Origin of the sequence: Leucobacter luti, assembly GCF_050310065.1 — a bacterium.
Taxonomy (GTDB): Bacteria; Actinomycetota; Actinomycetes; order Actinomycetales; family Microbacteriaceae; genus Leucobacter; species Leucobacter luti_B.
The window spans coordinates 2688066-2709237 of sequence record NZ_CP190007.1; the positions used below are offsets into that span (position 1 = coordinate 2688066).

Sequence of the window (21172 nt, forward strand, 5' to 3'; positions counted from 1 at the left end):
CGTGTCCTCCGTGTCGCTCGAATCGCTCAGCCTCGCCTACCCCGGGGGCAACCTCGGCCTCGCCGACATCGACCTGCGCGTCAATAACGGCGAGTTCGTGGCGCTCATCGGGCCCTCCGGCTCGGGAAAAACGACGCTGCTGCGCGCGGTCGCCGGCTTCGTGCGGCCGACGGCAGGCACGGTCGCGATCGGCGACCGGATCGTGGCCTCGCCCGCCCGCCTCGTCGAGCCCGAGCACCGCGGCCTCGGCATGGTGTTCCAGCAGCACGCCGTCTGGCCGCACTGGAGCGTCGGCCGCAACGTCGAATACCCGCTCAAGCGCGCGGGGGTCGCGCGGGCCGAGCGGGCCAGGCGGGTCGCCGAGACGCTCGAGCTCGTGGGTCTCGCGGGGGCCGAGCGGCGCAATCCGGCGACGCTCTCGGGCGGCCAGCGGCAGCGCGTCGCGATCGCTCGCGCGATCATCGCGCGGCCGCAGGTGCTGCTGCTCGACGAGGCACTCTCCGCGCTCGATGAGCCGCTGCGGGATCGCCTCCGCCTCGAGCTCAGGCAGCTCACCCGCGAGCTCGGGCTCACCGTGCTCCACGTCACGCACGACCGCAGCGAGGCGCTCGCCCTCGCCGACCGCGTGGTCGTGCTCGACGGCGGGCGGATCCAGCAGCAGGGCACCCCCGCGGAGCTCCTCGCACGGCCCGCCTCGGCCTTCGTCGCGAGGTTCATCGCCGACGCGACGATCTTGCCTGGCGCGCTCACCGGGGCGGGCGACTTCGAGGCGGCCGGTCACGCGCTCAGGGTGCCGGCCGGGGTGCTCGAGCACGCTGGCATCGAGCACGCTGGCGGCGCGGCCGGCGCGGAGCTCGCCGTGCTCCCCGAGCACGTGCGCGTGATTCCGGATCCGGACGGCCCCGCCGTCGTCACCTCATCGCTCTTCGGGCGCGACGGCGACGACCTCATGCTCGACTGGGCTGGGCTCGCCCTCCGGAGCCGCCGCTCCGGATCCCGCGCCGCCGTCGGCGAGCGCGTGCGCGTCGAGGTGGAGCGGGCGGTCGCCTACCCGTGCGCGGGGGCCGGATCCGGCCCTGCGCTCCGAGCGGCGGCCGAGCTACAGCTCGCCGCGGTAGAGGGCGAGTGACGCGATCTCGAACGCGCGGAGGGTCCAGAACAGCTTGTCCGGATCCTGCGGAGTCGGCCAGCTCGAGAGCTTCACCGCGACGACGCCCGTCACGCGGTTCATGTAGATCATCTGGCCGTGGATCCCGAGCGCGAGCATCACATCGCCGCTCTCACCCGGGAACCAGAAGCCATTGCGGTACATGCCGCCGGGCATGAGCGTCGGCTCCGTGGCGTTGCCGAAGGCCTCGCGCGAGTCGGGGCCACCCGCGAAGGTGTCCTCGACCCACCACTCGGGGATCACCTGAGCGCCGTCGAGCGCCTTTCCGCCCGAGACGAAGAGCTCGCCGAAGCGGGCGAGATCCCGCAGCGTACCGGAGACGCCGCCATCGAACATGCCGGCGCCCACGGAATCGATGCCGACATTCGCGTCGAACTCGGCGCCCATGGGCTGCCACAGCCGCGCGGACATGACGTCGGCCGGGTGCTGGCCGGTCGCACCGCCGATCACGAAGCCGAGCGCGTCGGTCTCGCACGACTTGTAGTCGAAGGCGCCGCCGTGTGGGCCCTCCTGGCCGAGGGTCGCGAGGAAGCCGAGCAGGGTGTCCGGCACGTCGGGGTGCTGCTTCGGGGCCCAGCCGATGGCCTGCTCAAGCAGGCGCACCTCGGCGTCCTCGTTCAGGTACTCCTCCGAGAATCGCACGCCCGTGCGCATGTCGACGAGGTGGCGCACGAGCGCTCCCTCGTAGCCCGAGCCCGCGAGGCCGGGAACGTAGTCCGTGACGGGGCGGTCGAGATCCAGCTCCCCCGTCGCCGAGAGCAGGCCGGCGGTCGTGGCCGTGAGCGACTTCGACACCGACATCAGGAGGTGGGCCTTGCCCGGCTCCATCTCGCCGAAGTACCGCTCGCAGACGATCGCCCCGCCGCGGGCGAGCAGCCAGCCGTCCGTGTGCGTCATCGCCATGACCTCGGCGAACGTCGCCGTGCGGTCCTCCCAGGGATGCGGGATGAGGAGCGACTCGACGTCCGCGGGGGCCGCGGCAAACGCGGTCGCCCGCTCCCCACGGTGAATGAGATGCACCGGCAGGAACGATGCGATGTTCTGCATCGACCACTGCAGGTACGGGGCGAACTGCCACTGCGCGAGGGGCGGCGGGGCCGCTCCCGTCAGCGCGTCCGTCCCGATTCCACTCTCAACACTCATCCGACCATCCTCTCACGCACCCCGCGCGCGGCCTCCCAGCCGCGCGCGGGCTCCGTACTCTCGCAGTCCTCCGCTTCCGTCTCCGCGCGCTACTTGCCCTTGGTGGGGGCGGGGCGCGAGGGGACCGACTTGAGGGGCGCCTGAGAGGTGTCGAGCGCGTCGGCCTCGGCCTCCTGACCGGCCGGGGTCACGCGGTACATCCCCCGGATCGCGTCGATCAGGTACTTCGCGTGCAGCGTGAGGCCGCCGTGCGAGGCCTCGAGGTGCGCCTTCGTGACGAGGATCCCGAGATCCGCGCCCTTCCAGCGGTAGTCGCCCTCCTCGTAGATCCTGAGGAAGAAGGCCTCGGCCTCGTTCGAGAGCAGGTGCCAGTCGAGGTCGCCGTGGCTGTATACAAGGTTGCCGTAGTGGTCGAGAATGTAGCGGCCCGTTCGCGGCGCCGAGTCGATCCGCTCCACAGTATCGGCCGTGTGCTTGATCACCATGTGGCTCCACTCGTCCTCCGAGGCGAGCTCCTCCCAGCGGGCGTTGATCTCGTCGATGTCGATCTCGAAGTCGATGCCCGAGTACTCGAGCAGGTGGAAACCAAAGAGCGGCACGTCGGCGTAGGCGCCCGCCGTGACGTTCGTGATCGCCGAGGCCCCGCTCACGCGCGGATTCAGCTCCCCGAGGTAGACGTCGCCCGTGTCGGTGTCGAGCAGCACGTCGACCTCGAAGAAGCCGCGGTACCCCTCCTTGCCGAGGCGGTCGCCGAGCTTCCGCACGAGCTCGATCGCGGCGTGCCTGCTCTCGTCGTCGAGCACGCTCGGGAACATCTCGTTGCCCGCCCAGCCGCCCCGATACGGGGTGAGCTCGGCGTGCCCCGTGATCTCCGTCATGCACGGGCCGACGATCGTGCCGTGCCGCGTCTGCACCGCCTCGATCGCGATCGGGCGGTTGTTGATCCGCTTCATGATCTTGATCTCCTCGCCGACCACCTCGTCGGCGATCGCGGCGAACTCGGCCTCGCTCGTCACGAAGTACGTCGTCTTGCCGGAGTCGCCGTAGGCGGTCTGGATCACGAGATCCTGGCCGAGGCCGGCCTTGTCGGTCGCCTTCACGAGCTCGTCCCAGCCGCTCACCGTGGTGAGGATGTTCGGCACACTCGGCACCCCGACCGAGTCCGCGATCTGCGTCGTGACGATCTTCGAGTCGAGGCGCTCGCGGAGCGCGTGGCTCGGCAAGATGAGCTCGTAGTCGAGCTCCTCGCAGATCCGCTCCGTCTCCTCGTTGAAGAAGACCATGACCACCTTGGGGCGCGCGCCGAGGGGCGTGCGGCGCTCGATGTGCGCCCGGACCTCGTGGTTACGCAGCAGCCAGTTGTTGACCTCCTCGCCGCTCTCGAAGTCGACGAAGGGCTTCTCGACCGGGCTGAACACCCGCGGGTGGGAGCCGTCCCAGCTGTCGTAGTACGAGATGTACGAGAAGCCGCGCACCCAGCGGTCGAGGCCGAGCAGGTTGAACGCCGTCGCCCCGACGAAGAACACCGGAGTGTCCGTCGTGCGCAGGTAGTGGCGGATCTCGGAAATGTTCTTCAGCTTCGTGAAGCCGCTGCGGCCGATCGTGACGGGCCCCGTCTTCGGCGCCTTGCGCGGGCGCTTGCGGCCCACGAGGGAGCGCCTGGGCTTCGGCTGGTCCTCGGATTGCGGCGCGGTGTCGGGCTTCGCGGCCTGTGCCGGGGCCTCGGCGGCGGGCTTGGATGCTGCAGGTTTGGTCGCGGCTGGTTTGGCTGCCGCTGGTTTGGCTTCCGCAGGTTTGGCCGACCTGGCTGCCGGTTTCGCCGCGGCCCGCGTGCGCGAGGCGGGCTTCGCCTTTGCGGCGGGCTTTGCCTTGGCCGCGGGCTTCGATTCGGCCGCGCGTGATTCCGCTGCAGCGGCCGCGACGGGGTCGCCCGTCTGGGTGGACTGGGAAGAGCTCTGACGCGCCATTGCGTTTCCTTCCGTCGGTTACGGTACGGGAATGCTTGCACGTTCCCCGGCGAATTCCAAAACGAGGACGGCCGTCGGAACCCCGCGATGCTATGTGCGAGCTGTGCGAGACGACGCGTTGCTTCCGGATCCGCCCGTATCGCGGACAGGGCTATGCCAAATCCACCGACTGCGGAGCGTTTGGATTCGGAATTCGGATACTTCGGCTCAGCGTGGGCGGTCGCGCGCGCCGACGGCTATTGGAGCGCCGAGGTGAGCCTCGCAAGCCCGTCGAGCAGCTGCGAGCGGAGGGGCTGCTTGAGCCACTCCTCGATCGTGAGCTCGCGCGAGTTCTCCCGGTAGTAGTCGTTCACGAGATCCAGATCCCGCACGAACTCCTCGCCGTGCACCACCATCGAGATCTCCATGTTGAGGCCGAACGAGCGCTGGTCCATGTTCGAGGAGCCGACCACCGCCACTTCGTCGTCGATCGTGAAGTGCTTCGAGTGGAGGATGTAGGGCGGCCGATACATCCAGATCCGCACCCCCGCCCGCAGGAGCTCCTCATAGTAGGAGCGCTGGGCGTGATACACGACGGCCTGATCCCCCGCCTCAGAGACGAAGAGCTCGACCGCCACTCCGCGCGCCGTCGCCGCGCGCAGCGCGTTCATGATCGAGCCGTCTGGCACAAAGTACGGGCTCGTGATGCTGATCCGGTGCTGCGCGGTGTAGAGCAGGGAGACGAACACCTGCAGATTGTTCTCGGTCTCGTATCCGGGGCCGGACGGCACGATCTGGCAGTCGAGGTTGCCCGGCCGATCCACGATCCTGATGCCCTCGGTGAGGTGCGTGAGATACTCGCCCGTCTCCAGGTACCAGTCGCCCTGGAACACGGCCTCAAGCCCGAGCACGATCGGCCCCTCGACGCGCACCATCAGGTCTTTCCAGTGCAGGCCGCGACGCCGGTTCGAGCGCTTGTTGTAGCTCGAGTCCACGAGGTTCTGTGAACCCATGAAGCCGATCTTGCCGTCGACGACGAGAATCTTGCGGTGATTCCTGAGATCCGGGCGCTGATACTCGCCTCGCCACGGCCGCACGGGCAGCATGTAGGCCCAGTCGGCGCCGAGATCGGTGAGACTCTTGCGCGTGCGGCGCGCCCCCGGGTTCCGCACCGCGGAGATGTGGTCGAGGAGCACGCGCACCTTCACGCCGCGTTCGACCGCCTCGCGCATCGCGACGAAGACATCGTTCGTCGTGCTGTCGTGCACGAGAATGTAAAACTCGATGTGCACGTACTCGCGCGCCTCGCGAATCGCCGCCGCCATCTCCTCGAACGAGCGCTCGTAGTCGATACAGATCGTTGCCTCGTTGCCGCGCAGCATGGGCTGCGCGCCGAGCGATCGCCCGAGCTTCACAGCGTTCGCGATCCCGGGCGGCAGCGGATCGATCTGCGTCACGAGGGTGCGCTCCTCCCGCTCTGCGACCTCCGCGACGAAGAGGTTAATGGCCTCCTGCTTCTGCTCGCGAGCGCGGGGCAGGCGCTTGCTTCCGATGATGAGGAAGAGCAGCAGCCCGGGCACGGGCAGCGCGAAAATCGCCATGAGCCAGGCCATGCCGGAGGTGGGGCGCCGGTTGCGCGGCACCACGAACAGGGCCACGATCCTGATCACATTGTCGACGACGAGGACGGTGAGGGTCCACAGATACGCCCAGTTCACCCCGAACCAATTCAGGTCCATGCCGCGCCCCTCCTCCCCGCAGTTCCCACGCCGTCATCGTGACGGCTGGAATTACTGTATCGGGAAGGTCCGACACTCAGGAATCGTTGCGGGCGGGCAGGCCCGCCTTGGCGCGCTCCTCAGCCTCGATCTGGCTGTAGATGCGACGCTCGGTGCGGTCTGCGCGCAGGATCAGGCGCAGCACCAGCCAAAAGAAGAGCCCGATCAGCACGGTCGGGGTCAGCGACCAGATCGCGTTCATCCACCAGTTCTCCATGGTTCCCAATCTTAGCCGCCCCTCCCGTGCCCCACCTGGGCGATCCCCGCCCCCGGTTGTTAGCGATTTCGGGGCTTCCCGGCCCGCTCAAGCCCCGAAATCGCTAACAACCGCCTGGGAGGGGCGTTAGGCTCGGGGCATGACCGAGTCGCCCGGCCCTCGTCCGTCGTTTCGCGAGCTCGGCTGGCCGCGCAGCACCGAGCGGCTTCGGATTCTGCCGGCCACGCCCGAGCATTCCGCGGCCCACTGGGAGTTCTGGCGCCTGCCCGAGGTCGGAACGTGGCTCGGCTGGGCGCCGAGGGACCGCGCCGACTGGGACGAGACCTACCCCGAGAAGTCCCCCGACTTCCTCACGGTCGAGCACGGGGGCCGGGTCATCGGCACGCTCATGCTGCACGTCGAGGACGGCTGGGCACAGCGCGAGATCGCTGAGCAGGCGGTCGGCGTGCACGCCGAGATCGGCTGGGTCTTCCACCCTGACGCCGCGGGGCGCGGGCTCGCCACTGAGGCTGTGATGGACCTGCTCGACTTCTGCTTCTCGGAGCTTGGGCTCCGCCGCGTGCAGGCGGGCGCCTTCGCCGCGAACGAGCCGTCGGTGCGCCTCATGGAGCGGATCGGGATGCGCCGCGAGTCCTACTCGGTCAAGGAATCCCTGCACCGAGACCTCGGCTGGCTCGACGGTGTCATGTACGCGATCCTCGCCGAGGAGTGGCGCGCACGCACCCCTGGCGGCAGCGGTTGTTAGCGATTTCGGGGCTTTAGCGGGCCGCGAAGCCCCGAAATCGCTAACAACCGTCAGCCAGCCAGCCAGCCGGCGGGCCAGCCAGCCACCCCCTACTTGACGAGGGGGAAGAGGATCGTCTCGCGGATGCCGAGGCCCGTGAGCGCCATGAGCAGGCGATCCATGCCCATGCCCATGCCGCCGGCCGGCGGCATGCCGTGCTCGAGCGCCCGCAGGAACTCCTCGTCGATCGGCATCGCTTCGTCGTCGCCGCGGGCTCCCTCGGCCGCCTGCAGCACGAAGCGCTCGCGCTGCACGACGGGGTCGATGAGCTCGGAGTACCCGGTCGCGAGCTCGAAGCCGCGCACGTAGAGGTCCCACTTCTCGACGACGCCCGGGATCGAGCGGTGGTGCCGCGTGAGCGGGCTCGTCTCGACGGGGAAGTCCATGACGAAGGTCGGACGCGTGAGCCCGTCCTTCACGAAGTGCTCCCACAGTTCTTCGACGAGCTTGCCGTGGTTCGGCAGCTTCACCTCGACGCCCTCGGCGTCGGCGATCGCCTGCAGCTCCGAGACGGGCGTCTCGGGCGTGATCTCGCGCCCGGCCGCCTCGGAGAGCGTGCCGTACATCGAGATCCGGTCCCAGTCGCCGCCGAGGTCGAAGAGCGTACCGTCGGCCCACTCCACGACGTGGGTGCCCTCGCGCTCGGTGCCGCGGTTCACGGCGAGCGCGGCGTTCTGGATCAGCGTCTGCGTGAGGTCGGCGATCCCGTTGTAGTCCGTGTACGCCTGGTACGACTCGAGCATCGCGAACTCGGGGCTGTGCGTCGAGTCGGCGCCCTCGTTGCGGAAGTTGCGGTTGATCTCGAAGACGCGCTCGAGCCCGCCGACGACGGCGCGCTTCAGGTAGAGCTCGGGCGCGATGCGCAGGAAGAGCTCGGTGTCGAACGCGTTGGAGCGGGTGACGAAGGGGCGGGCCGAGGCGCCGCCGTGCATCGTCTGCAGCATGGGGGTCTCGACCTCGATGAAGTCGCGTGCCGCGAAGGTCTCGCGGAGGCTCGCCATCGTGCGGGCGCGCGTCACGACGTTGCGGCGGGCCTGCTCGCGCTGGATCAGGTCGAGATAGCGCTGGCGAACCCGCGTCTCCTCGTTCAGCTCGGCGTACATGTTGGGCAGCGGGGCGAGCGCCTTCGCGGCGATCTTCCACTCGCGCACCATGATCGACAGCTCGCCGCGGCGGCTCGAGATGACCTCGCCGCTCACGAACAGGTGGTCGCCGAGGTCGACGAGCTCCTTGTACTCGGCGAGCGACTCCTCGCCCACCTCGGCGAGGCTCACCATCGCCTGGATGCGGGTGCCGTCGCCCGACTGGAGCGACGCGAAGCAGAGCTTGCCCGTGTTGCGCTGGAAGACGACACGGCCGGCCACGCCGACCGTTGCGCCCGACGCGGTGTCGGGGGTCTCCTCGAGGTGGCCCCACTCGGCACGCACCTCGGGGATCGTCGCGGTCACGGGCACGACCACGGGGTAGGCGCCGCCCTCGAGGTCGGCGGATGCGTTCAGCTTGTCGCGCTTCTCCAGGCGCACGCGCTTCTGTTCGAAGATCTCCTCGTCGGTCTCGACGGTTTCGACGGGCGCGTTGGCAGGGGTCTGCTCGCTCATTGGGGCGGGTCCTCCGTGGTTCAGGCGTACCGCACCATCCTACGCCAGCGGCGCGGCTCCGGATCGGCGCGCGCCGCCGCCGGCGCGGGCCGTCAGAGCGGGTCGAGCCCGTCTCGCGGGTCGGCCGCCCCCGCTGCGATGAGTTCCTCGTCGACCGAGGCGCGCACGATCCCCCCGATGAGCCGGTCGGGTCGGGCGATTCCCATCTCGCTGAGCGCCTCGACTCCCTGCCGCACGACCGCGCGGGAGAGCTCGGTCGCGGCGGCGACCGCGTCCGCATAGGCCGGGCGGTCCTCCTCGGCGACGATCTCCGGTTCAGCGCCCATTTCGACGGCGAGCGCCTGCCCGATGGGCAGCACGGGGGCGGGCGCCGTGACCGCGATGGTCGCTCCGCTGAGGCGTGCGAGGTCGAGGCTCGTCCCGGTGAACACGATCGCCGGGTGCAGGGCGAGCGGGATCACCCCCTGGGCGAGCGCCGGGGCGAGGATCCCGATGCCATGCTCGGGGGCCGTGTGGATCGCGAGCTGTCCGGGCTGCCAGGCGCCCGTCGCCGCGAGGCCGCTCACGAGGCCCTCGAGCTCCGATCCGGGCACCGCGAGGAGCACGAGCTCGGATCTGCGGACGACCTCCGCCGTCTCGAGCACGGGGACGCCGGGCAGCATCGCCTCGGCGCGCTCGCGCGCCTCCTCGCCGATCGCCGAGATCCCGGTGATCGCGTGGCCGGCGCCCGCGAGCGCACGGGCGAGCACGGGGCCGACCTTGCCAGCGCCGATCACGCCGACGCCGAGGCGCGAAGCCTGGGGCGCGCTCATCGCGGCGCCTGCCCCGCGCCGGGGCCGGCAGGCGGCCCCGGATCCGGAGCGGGCCCCGGTTCGAGATCAGGCCCCGGATCAGGTGCTGGCGCCTGATCGGCAGCGAACGTCGGCGCCGACCGATGCGCCGCGCGATCTGCCCGGCCGGCCGCCTCCGCCCCCTGCACGCGCAGGATCGTCGCGGAGAGTGCGTCGAACGCGGTGTGTGCGGCGCCGAGTTCGATCCCGCGCATCTCCATGCGTACGGGCCCGAGCACCGTGTGCGCCTGCACCGAGGCGAGTCCGAGCATGCGGTGCACGAGCGGGCGGCGCAGCTGCGCCGACTGCGCGCGCAGGATCGGCATGACTGACAGGGAGCGCGTGAGGTAGCCCCTGCGCACGCGCAGGGTCGCGGTCTCCCGCTCCGGGTCGGCGATCTCGAGGCCGGCGCGGCGCTTGCCCCAGAGCAGTACCGCGGCCGCGCGGGGGCCGGCGCGGAGGTAGCCAGCGGCGTCGCCCGTGAGCCCGTCGCGGAGCGACGCGATCTCCTCGGCCTCGTCGCCGACGCCGGGGAGCAGCGTCTCGATGACGCGGAGCACGTCCTCCTCGCGCCCCACGGGGAGCACGACGTTCTGCACCTGGTTCTGGCCCGCCTGGGCGGCCGAGTGACCCGCGGTCGTGACCCTGATCCTCCACCACTTGAAGGGGCGCCAGAGCAGCGGCTGCCGCGCCTCCACCGCGTGGATCCGTCCGAAGGGGATGGTCTCCGTCGTGGTCGACGTGAGCCCGGAACCGACCCGGATCCCCTCGCGCCCGCGCGAGAGAACGAAGTTGAATCCCTTGTTGAACTGGCCGAACAGCACGCCCAGGAACACGAGGATGAGCGGCACGATACCGAAGAGGAAGCCGAGCGCCGCCCCGACGCCGGCGTTCAGGAAGTCGGACCCCGAGCGGAAGCCCATGAGCAGCGTCGTGATCGTGCTGCCCAGCAGGAAGATCACGATCATGAGGACGATCGTGATGGTCTCCCAGCTCAGCAGGATGCTGCCGACGAGCCGGCCGAGCGGCACGCGCACGAGCGTACCGGCGCCCGCGGCGTGAGGGTCGATGTCGGTGTCGATGAAGTCGCGCGAGCGCTCCGTGAGCGCGTCGCCCTCGCCCTGGTAGGCGATGCCCGTGAGATCGGTCGGGCCATGGCCGGCGAGGGATTCGGCGACCGCTTCGGCTGATCCCCCGTCCCGCTTCATCGCTGCGGCGCCGAGGATCTGCTCGCGCACCGTCTTGGCGTCGCGGTGCCCCAGGTAGGCGAGCTCCACCTTGCCGCCCTGGCCGGCCGTGACGACCTCGATCTTCGTCAGGCCGACGACGCGGGCGAGGAGCGGCCGCTGCAGGTTGACGCTCTGGATGCGCTCGAGCGGCGCCCGCCGATGCTGGCGGAAGAGCACGCCCGTGCGCGCCTCCACCGCGTCGCCCGTGACCCGGTATGTCTGAAAGCGCCAGGCGATCCACGAGAACAGCACGATGAGCAGGATCACGACGATCGCGATCCCCATCGCGGGGAGCACCCAGCCGTGCTCGACGACGAAGCTCACCGGATCGCCCTCGTCCGAGCTGCCGCCCATCGGCCCTTCGACCCGGTCGGTCACGAAGATCCTCACGAGCCAGTCGCGCATGTTCGCCACGATCACGCCGATCACGATGATGAACGCGAGCCCGCCGCGCAGCACGGGCGAGAGCGGGTGCAGGCGGCGCCAGCCCTCGGCGTCGGCGGTGCCGGGCAACCCTGCCGCTGGCGCCGGATCCGGATCCGGCCGCGCCTCGCCGGGGGCGGCCCCGGGATCGATCGTCACAGCCCCGACCGCCTGGTCTCCGCGAGCGAGACGAGCCGGTCGCGCAGCGCCTCGGCGTCCGCCTCTTTGAGGCCCGGAAGCTGCACGCCCGTGGCCGCGGACGCCGTCACGAACTTCAGGGTGGAGAGGCCGAGTGCGCGCAGCAGCGGGCCGCGGTTGATGTCGACGAGCTGGAGCCGCCCGTAGGGCACCGCGACGATGCGCTCGAACATGATCCCGCGCCGGAACAGCAGGTCGTCTTCTCGGAGGATGTAGCCGATCGCGCGCACCCTGCGGAACGCGAGCAGCGCATTGATCAGCAGAATGAGGGCGAGCGCCGGGAGCGCGAGCTTCGGCAGGAGCGGCAGTTCGTCGCCCGCGGCGACGAATGCGACGCCGGCCGCGACCGCGAGGATCAGCACGAAGATCAGGTTGACCGCGAGATCCGCCCACGCGTAGGAGGGCGAGACGCGCTGCCACGGCACCTGGCCGTTCGGCCAGCCGTCGTCACCGCCAGGCCGTGGCTCGACGGGGCGGTGCGCCGCGGGGGGCTGTTCTGCGAAGTCCTGACTCACGTCTCCCACCCTATTCGAGCCCACTGTCATCGCAGAGAAACTCCCCGTCTCCGCAGATTTCGGGACTACGATGCGCGGCATGAGCATCAAGCTGGAGAACGTCGGAATCGCCGTGCGGGATCTCGAGGAGGCTGTCGCCTTCTTCACGGATCTCGGTCTCACGGTGCTCGGTCGGGACGAGGTGAGCGGGGAGTGGGCCGACACGGCGGTCGGCCTCGACGGCAACCACGCGAAGATCGCCGTACTGCAGACCCCGGACGGGCGGGGCCAACTGGAGTTCTTCGAGTACATCCATCCCGAGGCGATCGAGACCGCGCCCACGCTCCCGAACGAGATCGGCATGCATCGGGTCGCGTTCTCCGTCGACGACATCGACGCGGCGCTCGAGGTGGCGGCGCGGCACGGCTGCCATCCCCTCCGCGGCGTCGCGAACTACCGCGACATCTATCGGCTGAGCTATCTGCGCGGTCCGAGCGGGATCCTCGTGATGCTTGCGCAGGAGCTCACCGGCAGCTGATCGGGCAGAACGCGCCGGATCAGTGCACCCGGATCAGTGCACCCGGAACGCCGGCTGGTCGGCGGGACCCGGCTCCGGGTCACCGTCCGCCTCCGGCTCGTCGTCGCCCGGCGGCACCCGGCACAGCGCCTCCGCGATGAGCGAGCACACGACGAGCACGATCCCTCCGAGGAGCGCGAGCACCATGGGGAGCCAGGTCGCGACGGGCGCGGCGACCGTGCGACCCACGAGCGAGAGCGCGAGTCCGCCGCCGAAACCTCCGAGGAGGGCTCCGACGATCACGCCGGCGCGCGAGGCTGCGAGCAGCCGGACGGCGTGGAACGGGTTCACGGCCCCCGGCCGGTGCCGCACGGCGCGGCGCAACCGGATCCCGAGCGCGAGCAGCACTCCCCCGATCACGACGAGTGTCGCGGGCAGCGAGAGGGGCGGGACGAGCGGCGCCTGGCCGCGGTTCGAGAGACCGATCTGCACGAGCAGGCCGACCACGATCCCGATCGCTCCCGCGGCGATGGGGAGCACCATGCCGCCGCTCCGCTCAGGCTCACGCATGGCTGTCCTCGGTGAAAGGCCGCGTCGTATCGCCGACGCGGGCGAGCAGCTCGGAGACCCTGCCGTGGCCCATGAGCACGGCCTGCGGGTCGAGATCGAGCCAGGGGGCGAGCACGAAGTCCCGCTCGTGGGCGCGCGGGTGCGGCACCGTGAGGCGTTCGTCCTTGATGACGCGGCCGCCGTAGAGGATCAGGTCGATGTCGAGGGTGCGGTCGCCCCAGCGCACCGAGCGCTCGCGGCCGTGCGCGGCCTCGACCGACTGCAGCAGGTCGAGCAGTTCGTGCGGGCGGAGCGTCGTCTCCGCGGTGGCGACGCCGTTGAGGTACCTGGGGGCGTCCGGATCGGGGCCTTCCATCGTGAGCGCGACGGTCTCGCGCAGCGGCGACGGCGTGAAGTGTTCGAGGCCGGCGGCCTCGGCGAGCTCGGCCTGCGCGGCGCGGATCGTCTCACCGCGGTCGCCAAGGTTCGCTCCGAAGGCGAGCAGCACGGGGAAGACTTGCGCGATCACCTGGCCCTCCTTTCCTCGGCCCCTGCTGGACCCCGCTCGACCGTGACGGAGACGTCGGCAAACACGGCGTCGATCGGGGCCTCCGGCTTGTGCACCGTGATTCGTGCCGTGTGCACGCCGGCGAAGCCGAGCGCGACGTCTGCGACCCGCTCCGCGACTGTCTCGATGAGGTCGACGGGGTCGCGCTCGACTGCGGCGACGATCGCGGCCGCGAGCTCGCCGTAGTGCACCGTGCGCTCCAGTGCGTCGCCCGCGGCGGCGGACGCGAGGTCGACCGCGACCTCCGCGTCGATGAGGAAGCGCTGCCCGCGCTCGCGCTCGAAGTCGAAGACGCCGTGGTGGGCGTATACCTCGAGGCCGGTGAGGGTGATCCGGTCGCGCGGGATCGGCGCGGCGGCGTTGAGTTCGGTGGCGGGTGCAGCGGCGGATCCGGCACCTGCCGAGCGCGCGCCCTCCTCCCACGCCGATGTGACCGCGAGGGCCTGGGCCGTGTTCGGCACGTCGTGCACGCGCACTCCCCAGGCGCCGGCCCGCGCGGCGAGCGCGCTCACGACCGCCGTTGCGAGGTCGCGCTCGTGCCAGTCATCCCGCTCGCCCGCGCCGGCCGGGGCGCGCCTGGCCGCGGCGGGGAGCGGCGCGAGCGCGTCCGCGATCATCCGCTTCCGCGAAGCGCCGACGAGCACGGGCAGGCCGAGCGCCAGGAGTTCGTCGAGGCGGCCGAGCAGCTCCCAGCACTGGGGGCCCGTCTTGTCGAAGCCGAGGCCCGGGTCGATGATCAGGTGTTCGCGCGCGACCCCCGCGGCGAGTGCCGCGCTCGCCCGCGCCGCGAGCGCCTCGCGCACCTCGCCGACCACGTCGGAGTAGGCGGAGCGCTCGTGCCCCGGATCAGGGATTCCGCGCCAGTGCCCCGCGATGAAGCGCACGCCGCGGTCGCGGCTCGCCGCCGCGGCGACCGCGAGCATCGCCGGATCGTGCAGGCCGCCGGAGACGTCGTTGATGCAGCGCGCGCCGGCCGCGACGGCCGCCCGCGCGGTCTCGGCGTGGATCGTGTCGATCGAGACGGCGATGCCGTCGCCCGAGAGCGCCGAGACGACCTCGCTCACGCGCGCGAGCTCGTCGGCGACCGACACGGGCTGGGCGCCCGGCCGCGTCGACTCGCCGCCGACGTCGACGATGTCGGCCCCCTGGGCCGCGAGCTCGCGGCCGCGCGCGATCGCGGCGGCCGCGGTGTCCCACTTGCCGCCGTCGCTGAAGGAGTCGGGGGTGACGTTGAGCACGCCCATGACGAGCGGAGCGCGCCCCTCTCGTCGCGCGGTCACGACGCCGGGCCTTCGGACCCGCCGAGGAGGGCGAACACCGCCGCCTGCTCCGTCGTCTCGCTCAGCGAGCCGCGCGAGGCGACCGTGACGATCTGCGATTCCGTCTGGCGCACGCCGCGGTCGGCGACGCAGCCGTGGCTCGCCTCGAGCACCACGAGCACGCCGCGCGGATCGAGCCCGTCCGCGAGCGCCTGCGCGATCTGCTCGCCGAGCCGCTCCTGGACCTGCGGCCGCGCGGCCAGCGTCTCGACGACGCGCGGGATCGCGCTCAGGCCGACGACCCTGCGCCCCGGCCGGTACGCGATGTGCGCACGCCCGCGGAACGGCAGAAGGTGGTGCTCGCAGACCGAGCGGAGCGCGATGTCGCGCACGAGCACGAGCTCCCCCGTATCGTCGCCGACCGGCACCGAGTCGGACAGCAGCACGAGCGGGTCCTTCCCGATCCCGGCGAAGAACTCCGCGTAGGCGTCTGCCACCCGGAACGGCGTGCTCGCGAGCTCGGCGCTGTCGGGATCCGAGCCGATGGCGCTCAGGATCTCCCGCACCGCGGCCGCGATGCGCTCACGATCGACGGTCTCGCCCATGCTGCTACCGCGAGCCCTCGCCCGAGCCGGAGTCGCCCGAGTTCGACTCATCGGAGTTCGGCTCATGGGAGTCAGGCGATACGCCAAGGTTTCGCGGGGGCCTGCTCGACTCGCCCGGTGCGAGCGGAGCGTTCGGAGCCGTGTCCGCAGCCGGATCCGGATCCGCGGGTGCAGATGCCGGTGCGGGTGCCGGTGCCGGTGTGGCGGCGTCGGCGGCTGCCGCGGCGTCGTGCCGGTCGTCCGTGCGCACGACCGCGGGGACCTCGATCGGCGGGCGCGTGTCGATCGGGCGGTCGTCGCTCGAGAGCCAGACCCGGCGCTCGGGCAGCTTGCGCACGTTCGTGAATATCTCCGCGATCTGGATGTGGTCGAGCGTCTCCTTCTCGAGCAGCTGGCGGGCGAGCTCGTCGAGGATGTCGCGGTTCTGCGTGAGCACCGCGTAGGCCTCGTCGTGCGCCTGCTCGAGGAGCGCGCGCACCTCGGCGTCGATCGAGGCGGCGACGCCCTCGGAGTAGTCGCGGCTCTGGCCGAACTCGCCGAGGAACGCCCCGGGCTGCGCCTGGCCGAGCTTCACCGGGCCGACCGAGGCGGACATACCGTAGTCGGTGACCATCTTGCGGGCAGTGCCCGTGGCCTTCTCGATGTCGTTGCCGGCACCGGTCGTCGGATCGTGGAAGATCAGCTCCTCCGCGACCCGCCCGCCCAGCGCGTAGGCGAGCTGATCCTGCAGCTCGTTGCGCGTCACGGAGTACTTGTCCTCGAGCGGGATCACCATCGTGTAGCCGAGGGCGCGGCCGCGCGGCAGGATCGTGATCTTCGTGACGGGGTCGGTGTAGTTGAGCCCGGCCGCGACGAGGGCGTGGCCGCCCTCGTGGTACGCCGTGATCAGCTTCTCCTTGTCCTTCATGACGCGGGTGCGGCGCTGCGGGCCAGCGATGACGCGGTCGATCGCCTCGTCGAGCGCGCGGTTGTCGATGAGCTGCGCGTTCGAGCGCGCGGTGAGGAGCGCGGCCTCGTTGAGCACGTTCGCGAGATCGGCGCCGGAGAAGCCCGGGGTCTTGCGCGCCACGACCTCGAGGTCGACGTTCTTCGAGAGCGGCTTGCCCTTCGCGTGCACCTGCAGAATCTTGAGACGGCCCGGCATGTCGGGGGCGTCGACGCCGATCTGGCGGTCGAAGCGGCCGGGGCGCAGCAGCGCGGGATCGAGCATGTCGGGGCGGTTTGTCGCCGCGATCATGATGACGTTGGTCTTGGGGTCGAAGCCGTCCATCTCGACGAGGAGCTGGTTCAGCGTCTGCTCGCGCTCGTCGTGGCCGCCGCCCATGCCCTGGCCGCGGCGCTGGCCGACGGCGTCGATCTCATCGACGAAGATGATCGCGGGGGCGTTGGCCTTCGCCTCCTTGAAGAGGTCGCGCACGCGGCTCGCGCCGACGCCGACGAACATCTCCACGAAGTCCGAGCCCGAGATGGAGTAGAAGGGCACGCCGGCCTCGCCCGCGACGGCGCGCGCGAGCAAGGTCTTGCCCGTGCCGGGAGGACCGTAGAGCAGCACGCCCTTCGGGATCCGGGCGCCGACCGCCTGGAAGCGGGTCGCGTCCTGCAGAAAGTCTTTGATCTCGTGGAGCTCCTCGACCGCCTCGTCAGCGCCCGCGACGTCGGCGAAGGTGACTTGCGGGGTCTCCTTCGAGACGAGCTTCGCGCGCGACTTGCCGAACTGCATGACGCCGCGCCCGCCGCCCTGCATCGAGGACAGCATCCACCACAGCAGCAGGCCGATGAGTACCATGGGCAGCAGGAAGCCGAGCAGCGACCACAGCGGGTTCGGCTGCGGCACGCGATCCGTGAAGCCGTCCTTCGGCTTCGCCTCGTCGACGGCCTTCACCACGGCCTCTCCGCGCTGCGCGACGTAGTAGAAGAACACCTGATCCGTCGCGAGCTTCTTGTCAGCCTTCTCCAGTGTCAGGTTGACGCGCTGATCACCGTCGATGATCTCAGCTTCCTTGACCTGCTTGTCGGAGAGCATCTGCAGGCCCTGCTCCGTCGGCACCTCGCGGGCGTTGCCGCCCGAGAGCAGCGACCAGCCGAGCAGCACGATGAGCGGTGCGAGGACCAGGTACAGAAGCGGTCCCTTGAAGAACTTTCTGCTCTTTGAGGTGCTCTTCGTCGTTTGCTCTGCCAAGACGGGGCCTTTCGGAGGGGGCGCGCCGGGTGGTTCCGGCTGGTGCAACTGTAGCCAATACCTCTGACACGCTGCTGGGGCGGGCCCCTCGTTCCGCTCAGGGCGGAAGGAACGAAGGCCAGGTCCCGCGGCGAAGTGAGGCGTGCAGGCGGGCGGTGTGGGGCGCGGCCGGGCGCTTCCCGCTACTCCTCGCCGCCGTAGACGTGCGGGGCCAGGACCCCGACGTCGCGAAGGTTGCGGTAGTTCTCCGCGTAGTCGAGGCCGTAGCCGACCACGAACTCGACGGGGATGTCGAAGCCGACATAGGCGACGTCGACCTCGACCTTGAGGGCCTCGGGCTTGCGCAGCATCGTGCAGATCTTCACTGAGCGCGCGCCGCGGCTCTCGAGGTTGTCCTTGAGCCATGACAGCGTGAGGCCGGAGTCGATGATGTCCTCCACGATCAGGACGTCTCGGCCCGTGATGTCGGAGTCCAGATCCTTCAGGATCTTGACAACGCCGCTCGACTTCGTGCCGGCCCCGTACGAGGAGACGGCCATCCAGTCCATCTGCGCGTGGAAGCGGAGCTCGCGTGCGAGATCGGCCATGACCATGACCGCGCCCTTCAGCACGCCGACGAGCAGCGGGGGGCTGTCTGCGTAGTCGGCCTCGATTTCACGGGCCATCTCGGCCAGTCGCGCGTGCAGCTCGGCTTCGGTATGGAGAATTTCGGTGAGTTCGTCGCCCAGGTGTTTCGCGTCCATGCCACTACTGTAGTCGCCGCGGAGAGCCCAGTTGCCGCTCGAAGACGATCTCCCCGCCCGCGCGATGCACCCTGATCCCCGGGACAAACGCGGGACCCTGCCCGCGCCAGTCGGTGACGAGCGCTGCGATGCCGAGCGTGTGCTCCCTGCTGAGCCGGGATCCGAAGCGCTCGGAGACGAATTGCCTGATCATGCGATACAGGATCGCCGCCGGCTGCTCCGCGAGCCGTGCGACCGGGAGGCTCACCGCAGCGCCCGCCTCCCCCGAGCCCGCTCCGCCGCCAAGCTCCACGAGCGCCCGGTCGGCGAGCAGTTCGAGCGCGGCCGCGTCCTCGCCCGCGAGGTCGGCCGTGCGGGCGAGCGCCGCGGCGATCCCCGGCCCGAGCTCGCGCTCAAGCACGGGAAGCACGGTCGCCCGCACCCGCACCCTGGCGAACGCCGGGTCCGCGTTGTGCGGGTCCGACCAGGGCGTAAGCCCGTCGGCCGCGCACGCCTCGAGCGTCTCGGCGCGACCGATGCCCGCCTCCTCGGCGAGGAAGGGGCGCAGGATCCGGATCCCGGGCCGCCGGTCGCTCCCGGTGCCGGGACCGGAGCCGCGCGCGCCGCGGCGGAGCCCCCGCTCGCTCGGGATCCCGGCGAGGCTCCTGAGGCCCGAGCCGCGCGCGATCCCGAGGAGCACCTGCTCAGCCTGGTCATCCCGGGTGTGCGCCGTGAGGATCGCGGCCGCGCCCGAGTCGCTCGCCGCCGCGGCGAGCTCCGCGTAGCGGGCGGTGCGCGCCGCGGCCTCCGGCCCGTCCGCGGAGTCGCTCTCAACGTCGGCCCTCCTGACGAGCACGGGATCGAGCCCGAGCGCCCGCGCCTGCGCCGCCGCCGACTCCGCGACCGCCTCCGACCCTTCCTGGAGCCCGTGATCGACCACGACTGCACCGGCCCGCACCCGTGCGCGCGCGGCCTCCCTGGCCGCTGCCGAGGCGAGCGCGAGCGAGTCGGCGCCGCCGGAGAGGGCGACGAGCACGAGCGGCAGGGCCTGATCCGGCGCCGGATCCTGATCCTGATCCGGGGACCGGCTCGGATCAGGATCCGCGGCCGCGAGCCGTGCGAGCGCGATGCGGACCGCCCGCCTGGTGCGCACCCGGGCGTCGGGGCCTGGGCCCCTCCGCGGCTCTCCGTTCTTCACGCCCCCAAACTACCGCGCCGCGCCTCCGGGGCCCGCCCGCGCGACACCGGCTCAGCGCCCACTCATGCGGTCCGGTAATCTGGGACGGCAACGCACACCCCGCGCGGGAGCAAGCCCGCCGGCACAGAGAAAGCACGAGGAGCGCGCATGGCCGCAGCATTCGACGCCGTCATCGAGATCCCCAAGGGGAGCCGCAACAAGTACGAGGTCGACCACGAGACCGGCCGAGTCTACCTCGACCGCGTGCTCTACACGGGCTTCGTCTACCCGACCGACTACGGCTTCTTCGAGGAGACGCTCGGCGAGGACGGCGATCCGCTCGACGTGCTCGTGCTGCTCGACTACCCCGTCTTCCCCGGCGTCGGCATCAAGGTGCGCCCGGTCGGCGTGCTCAAGATGAGCGACGAGGCCGGCGGCGACGACAAGGTCATCGCGGTGCAGCACAAGGATCCGCGCTGGCAGCACATCCAGGACGTCGCCGACATCCCGGAGTACACGCGCAAGGAGATCGAGCACTTCTTCGAGCACTACAAGGACCTGGAGCCCGGCAAGTGGGTCAAGGTCGACGCGTGGGGCTCGGCCGCTGACGCGGAGCAGCTCATCGTCGAGGCGCAGGAGCGCCTCGCTGCGGGCCACTAGGCCTAACCGCGAAGGGGCCCGGGATCACCTGATCCCGGGCCCCTCTTGCGTGCCGGGTCAGCTTCGGCAGCTCGCTCCGGCCCCCGCCCCACGCCCCAGGCTCCACGCCCCAGGCTCCCTCCTGCGCTCAGCACGAGTTCTGCACCCTGCACGGCTGAAAGCCCAAATTCTTGACTTTGCATGCGGATCTCTAGCTGGGCGCTGCTGCCCGGGACGCGGCGAGCCGGACAGGGCCGCGGTTAGGACCCCTCGAGCGAGCGCCGGCTCTCGGCGATGAGGTGCATCATGGACGCGTGCAGCTCGGAGAGCTCCTCCGGCGTCATGCGCAGGCGTTTCGCCATCTCGACGGGGACCTGCTCGGCTCGGCTGCGGAGTTCCCGCCCCGCTTCCGTGAGCGTGATCTCGAGGCGGCGCTCGTCTTCCTGGCTGCGCTGACGCTTCGTGAGCCCCTGCGTCTCCAGCCGCTTGATCAGGGGCGAGAGCGTCGATGCCTCCTGATGCAGGAGGCGCGCGAGCGAGCTGAGATCGAGCGTGTGGTGCTCCCAGAGCGCGAGCATCACGAGGTACTGCGGGTGCGTGATCCCGAGCGGGTCGAGCACCGGTTTGTACGCCGCGACAATGCCGCGCGAGGCGACGGTGAGCGCGAAGCAGACCTGACGATCGAGGGACAGGGCGTCGGGCGAACTCATGGGTCCATTTTTCCAGATCGAGGAGGAGCAGGTACCATTAATTAGTGTCCTAATTATTTGAAGGATAACCATTGGAGGAACAAGTGTCCGAGATGACCGCGCAGCCCGACACCCCGGAAGCCACCAAGGAGCAGGTGTTCGTTCAGGCCGAGCAGCCTCGGGCCTCGATCGGCGTGATCCTCCTCTCCACCCTCGGCTCACTGCTCATGGTCGCTGGCATGTGGGTCACCAGCCTCGCCTTCAGCGTTCCTGGCCGCGAGATCCTGCTCTTCCTGGGCGGGATCGTCATCTCCTCGCTCGGGTTCTGGCTCGCGCTCGGCTTCCTCACGGGGCGCGCCAGCAAGTAGCGGCGGCCGCCCGCCCTTCCCATTTGCGCGGCTTCGGGCTATGGTGGCCCGTGACCGCCGACAACGGCGTCGCCGGTCACCTTCTCCCTGTG

The 21172-nt window shown here is 70.6% G+C and carries 21 protein-coding genes; 5 read left to right on the plus strand and 16 right to left on the minus strand.

Annotated features, from left to right (window positions below):
• The first annotated feature begins 1 nt into the window (after nt 1).
• The gene (locus ACOPJ3_RS12220; RefSeq protein WP_427869441.1) at nt 2–1129 is read left to right on the plus strand and encodes an ABC transporter ATP-binding protein; all 1128 of its coding nucleotides are present in this window, start codon (nt 2–4) and stop codon (nt 1127–1129) included.
• Here the strand turns inward: ACOPJ3_RS12220 and ACOPJ3_RS12225 are convergent.
• From ACOPJ3_RS12225 to ACOPJ3_RS12240, 4 genes are all read right to left on the minus strand, one after another.
• Nucleotides 1100–2311, minus strand: a complete 1212-nt coding sequence (locus ACOPJ3_RS12225; protein WP_427869442.1) for a serine hydrolase domain-containing protein — start codon at nt 2309–2311, stop codon at nt 1100–1102. The two genes, ACOPJ3_RS12220 and ACOPJ3_RS12225, sit on opposite strands and share 30 nt — an antisense overlap.
• Before the next feature lie 89 nt (nt 2312–2400).
• Nucleotides 2401–4278 (minus strand): biotin carboxylase, encoded by a 1878-nt coding sequence (locus ACOPJ3_RS12230; RefSeq protein WP_427869443.1) that lies wholly within the window; start codon nt 4276–4278, stop codon nt 2401–2403.
• Between the two features lie 236 nt (nt 4279–4514).
• Complete coding sequence (gene cls, locus ACOPJ3_RS12235) at nt 4515–5996, minus strand: cardiolipin synthase (protein ID WP_427869444.1); 1482 nt, start codon at nt 5994–5996, stop codon at nt 4515–4517.
• A 76-nt stretch (nt 5997–6072) separates the two neighbouring features.
• Nucleotides 6073–6252 (minus strand): hypothetical protein, encoded by a 180-nt coding sequence (locus ACOPJ3_RS12240; protein ID WP_427869445.1) that lies wholly within the window; start codon nt 6250–6252, stop codon nt 6073–6075.
• 139 nt (nt 6253–6391) lie between these two features.
• Here ACOPJ3_RS12240 and ACOPJ3_RS12245 point away from each other — a divergent pair, with 139 nt between their 5' ends.
• Nucleotides 6392–6997, plus strand: a complete 606-nt coding sequence (locus ACOPJ3_RS12245; protein WP_427869446.1) for a GNAT family N-acetyltransferase — start codon at nt 6392–6394, stop codon at nt 6995–6997.
• Between the two features lie 89 nt (nt 6998–7086).
• Here ACOPJ3_RS12245 and lysS read toward each other — a convergent pair whose 3' ends face one another.
• The 4 genes from lysS to ACOPJ3_RS12265 all read right to left on the minus strand — a co-directional run bounded on the left by lysS (nt 7087) and on the right by ACOPJ3_RS12265 (nt 11829).
• Nucleotides 7087–8634 (minus strand): lysine--tRNA ligase, encoded by a 1548-nt coding sequence (gene lysS, locus ACOPJ3_RS12250; protein WP_427869447.1) that lies wholly within the window; start codon nt 8632–8634, stop codon nt 7087–7089.
• A 92-nt stretch (nt 8635–8726) separates the two neighbouring features.
• Entirely contained in the window at nt 8727–9446 is a 720-nt protein-coding gene (locus tag ACOPJ3_RS12255; protein ID WP_427869448.1) for a Rossmann-like and DUF2520 domain-containing protein, read from the minus strand.
• Nucleotides 9443–11275 (minus strand): PH domain-containing protein, encoded by a 1833-nt coding sequence (locus ACOPJ3_RS12260; protein WP_427869449.1) that lies wholly within the window; start codon nt 11273–11275, stop codon nt 9443–9445. Before ACOPJ3_RS12260 ends, ACOPJ3_RS12255 begins: the two co-directional genes overlap by 4 nt.
• Nucleotides 11272–11829, minus strand: a complete 558-nt coding sequence (locus ACOPJ3_RS12265; protein ID WP_427869450.1) for a PH domain-containing protein — start codon at nt 11827–11829, stop codon at nt 11272–11274. Before ACOPJ3_RS12265 ends, ACOPJ3_RS12260 begins: the two co-directional genes overlap by 4 nt.
• Before the next feature lie 79 nt (nt 11830–11908).
• On the opposite strand from ACOPJ3_RS12265, the gene ACOPJ3_RS12270 reads away from it, so the two are divergent.
• A complete protein-coding gene (locus ACOPJ3_RS12270; protein ID WP_427869451.1) occupies nt 11909–12346 on the plus strand; it encodes a VOC family protein in 438 nt (145 codons plus the stop codon).
• A 33-nt stretch (nt 12347–12379) separates the two neighbouring features.
• On the opposite strand, the gene ACOPJ3_RS12275 is transcribed toward ACOPJ3_RS12270, so the two are convergent.
• The 7 genes from ACOPJ3_RS12275 to tilS form a co-directional block, all read right to left on the minus strand.
• Nucleotides 12380–12895: a DUF3180 domain-containing protein gene (locus ACOPJ3_RS12275; RefSeq protein ID WP_427869452.1), complete on the minus strand. Its 516-nt coding sequence runs from the start codon at nt 12893–12895 to the stop codon at nt 12380–12382.
• Nucleotides 12888–13403, minus strand: coding sequence for a 2-amino-4-hydroxy-6-hydroxymethyldihydropteridine diphosphokinase (folK, locus tag ACOPJ3_RS12280; RefSeq protein ID WP_427869453.1), 516 nt, complete (start codon nt 13401–13403; stop codon nt 12888–12890). The genes ACOPJ3_RS12275 and folK overlap by 8 nt, the downstream gene beginning before the upstream one ends.
• Entirely contained in the window at nt 13400–14722 is a 1323-nt protein-coding gene (gene folP / locus ACOPJ3_RS12285; RefSeq protein WP_427869454.1) for a dihydropteroate synthase, read from the minus strand. Before folP ends, folK begins: the two co-directional genes overlap by 4 nt.
• On the minus strand, nt 14719–15306 hold the full coding sequence (gene folE, locus ACOPJ3_RS12290; RefSeq protein ID WP_427869455.1) for a GTP cyclohydrolase I FolE: 588 nt from the start codon (nt 15304–15306) through the stop codon (nt 14719–14721). The genes folP and folE overlap by 4 nt, the downstream gene beginning before the upstream one ends.
• Before the next feature lie 4 nt (nt 15307–15310).
• Nucleotides 15311–17485, minus strand: a complete 2175-nt coding sequence (ftsH, locus tag ACOPJ3_RS12295) for an ATP-dependent zinc metalloprotease FtsH (protein WP_427869456.1) — start codon at nt 17483–17485, stop codon at nt 15311–15313.
• Between the two features lie 182 nt (nt 17486–17667).
• Nucleotides 17668–18228, minus strand: a complete 561-nt coding sequence (hpt, locus tag ACOPJ3_RS12300; RefSeq protein ID WP_427869457.1) for a hypoxanthine phosphoribosyltransferase — start codon at nt 18226–18228, stop codon at nt 17668–17670.
• Nucleotides 18229–18232: 4 nt separating this feature from the next.
• Nucleotides 18233–19405 (minus strand): tRNA lysidine(34) synthetase TilS, encoded by a 1173-nt coding sequence (tilS, locus tag ACOPJ3_RS12305; protein WP_427869458.1) that lies wholly within the window; start codon nt 19403–19405, stop codon nt 18233–18235.
• 147 nt (nt 19406–19552) lie between these two features.
• On the opposite strand from tilS, the gene ppa reads away from it, so the two are divergent.
• On the plus strand, nt 19553–20044 hold the full coding sequence (ppa, locus tag ACOPJ3_RS12310; RefSeq protein WP_427869459.1) for an inorganic diphosphatase: 492 nt from the start codon (nt 19553–19555) through the stop codon (nt 20042–20044).
• A 239-nt stretch (nt 20045–20283) separates the two neighbouring features.
• Here the strand turns inward: ppa and ACOPJ3_RS12315 are convergent, their stop codons facing one another.
• Nucleotides 20284–20733 (minus strand): MarR family winged helix-turn-helix transcriptional regulator, encoded by a 450-nt coding sequence (locus ACOPJ3_RS12315; RefSeq protein ID WP_427869460.1) that lies wholly within the window; start codon nt 20731–20733, stop codon nt 20284–20286.
• A gap of 71 nt (nt 20734–20804) precedes the next feature.
• Here ACOPJ3_RS12315 and ACOPJ3_RS12320 point away from each other — a divergent pair, with 71 nt between their 5' ends.
• Nucleotides 20805–21080: a hypothetical protein gene (locus tag ACOPJ3_RS12320; RefSeq protein ID WP_427869461.1), complete on the plus strand. Its 276-nt coding sequence runs from the start codon at nt 20805–20807 to the stop codon at nt 21078–21080.
• Nucleotides 21081–21172: the final 92 nt, after the last annotated feature.

Excerpts from the sequence above, each read along its gene's own strand:
- ACOPJ3_RS12240 (WP_427869445.1), bottom strand. The coding sequence starts at position 6,252 with ATGGAGAACTGGTGGATGAACGCGATCTGGTCGCTGACCCCGACCGTG.
- ACOPJ3_RS12315 (WP_427869460.1), bottom strand. The coding sequence starts at position 20,733 with ATGAGTTCGCCCGACGCCCTGTCCCTCGATCGTCAGGTCTGCTTCGCG.
- ACOPJ3_RS12245 (WP_427869446.1), top strand. The coding sequence starts at position 6,392 with ATGACCGAGTCGCCCGGCCCTCGTCCGTCGTTTCGCGAGCTCGGCTGG.
- ACOPJ3_RS12255 (WP_427869448.1), bottom strand. The coding sequence starts at position 9,446 with ATGAGCGCGCCCCAGGCTTCGCGCCTCGGCGTCGGCGTGATCGGCGCT.
- ppa (WP_427869459.1), top strand. The coding sequence starts at position 19,553 with ATGGCCGCAGCATTCGACGCCGTCATCGAGATCCCCAAGGGGAGCCGC.
- cls (WP_427869444.1), bottom strand. The coding sequence starts at position 5,996 with ATGGACCTGAATTGGTTCGGGGTGAACTGGGCGTATCTGTGGACCCTC.
- ACOPJ3_RS12230 (WP_427869443.1), bottom strand. The coding sequence starts at position 4,278 with ATGGCGCGTCAGAGCTCTTCCCAGTCCACCCAGACGGGCGACCCCGTC.
- folE (WP_427869455.1), bottom strand. The coding sequence starts at position 15,306 with ATGGGCGAGACCGTCGATCGTGAGCGCATCGCGGCCGCGGTGCGGGAG.
- hpt (WP_427869457.1), bottom strand. The coding sequence starts at position 18,228 with ATGGACGCGAAACACCTGGGCGACGAACTCACCGAAATTCTCCATACC.
- ACOPJ3_RS12225 (WP_427869442.1), bottom strand. The coding sequence starts at position 2,311 with ATGAGTGTTGAGAGTGGAATCGGGACGGACGCGCTGACGGGAGCGGCC.
- ACOPJ3_RS12275 (WP_427869452.1), bottom strand. The coding sequence starts at position 12,895 with ATGCGTGAGCCTGAGCGGAGCGGCGGCATGGTGCTCCCCATCGCCGCG.
- lysS (WP_427869447.1), bottom strand. The coding sequence starts at position 8,634 with ATGAGCGAGCAGACCCCTGCCAACGCGCCCGTCGAAACCGTCGAGACC.
- ACOPJ3_RS12270 (WP_427869451.1), top strand. The coding sequence starts at position 11,909 with ATGAGCATCAAGCTGGAGAACGTCGGAATCGCCGTGCGGGATCTCGAG.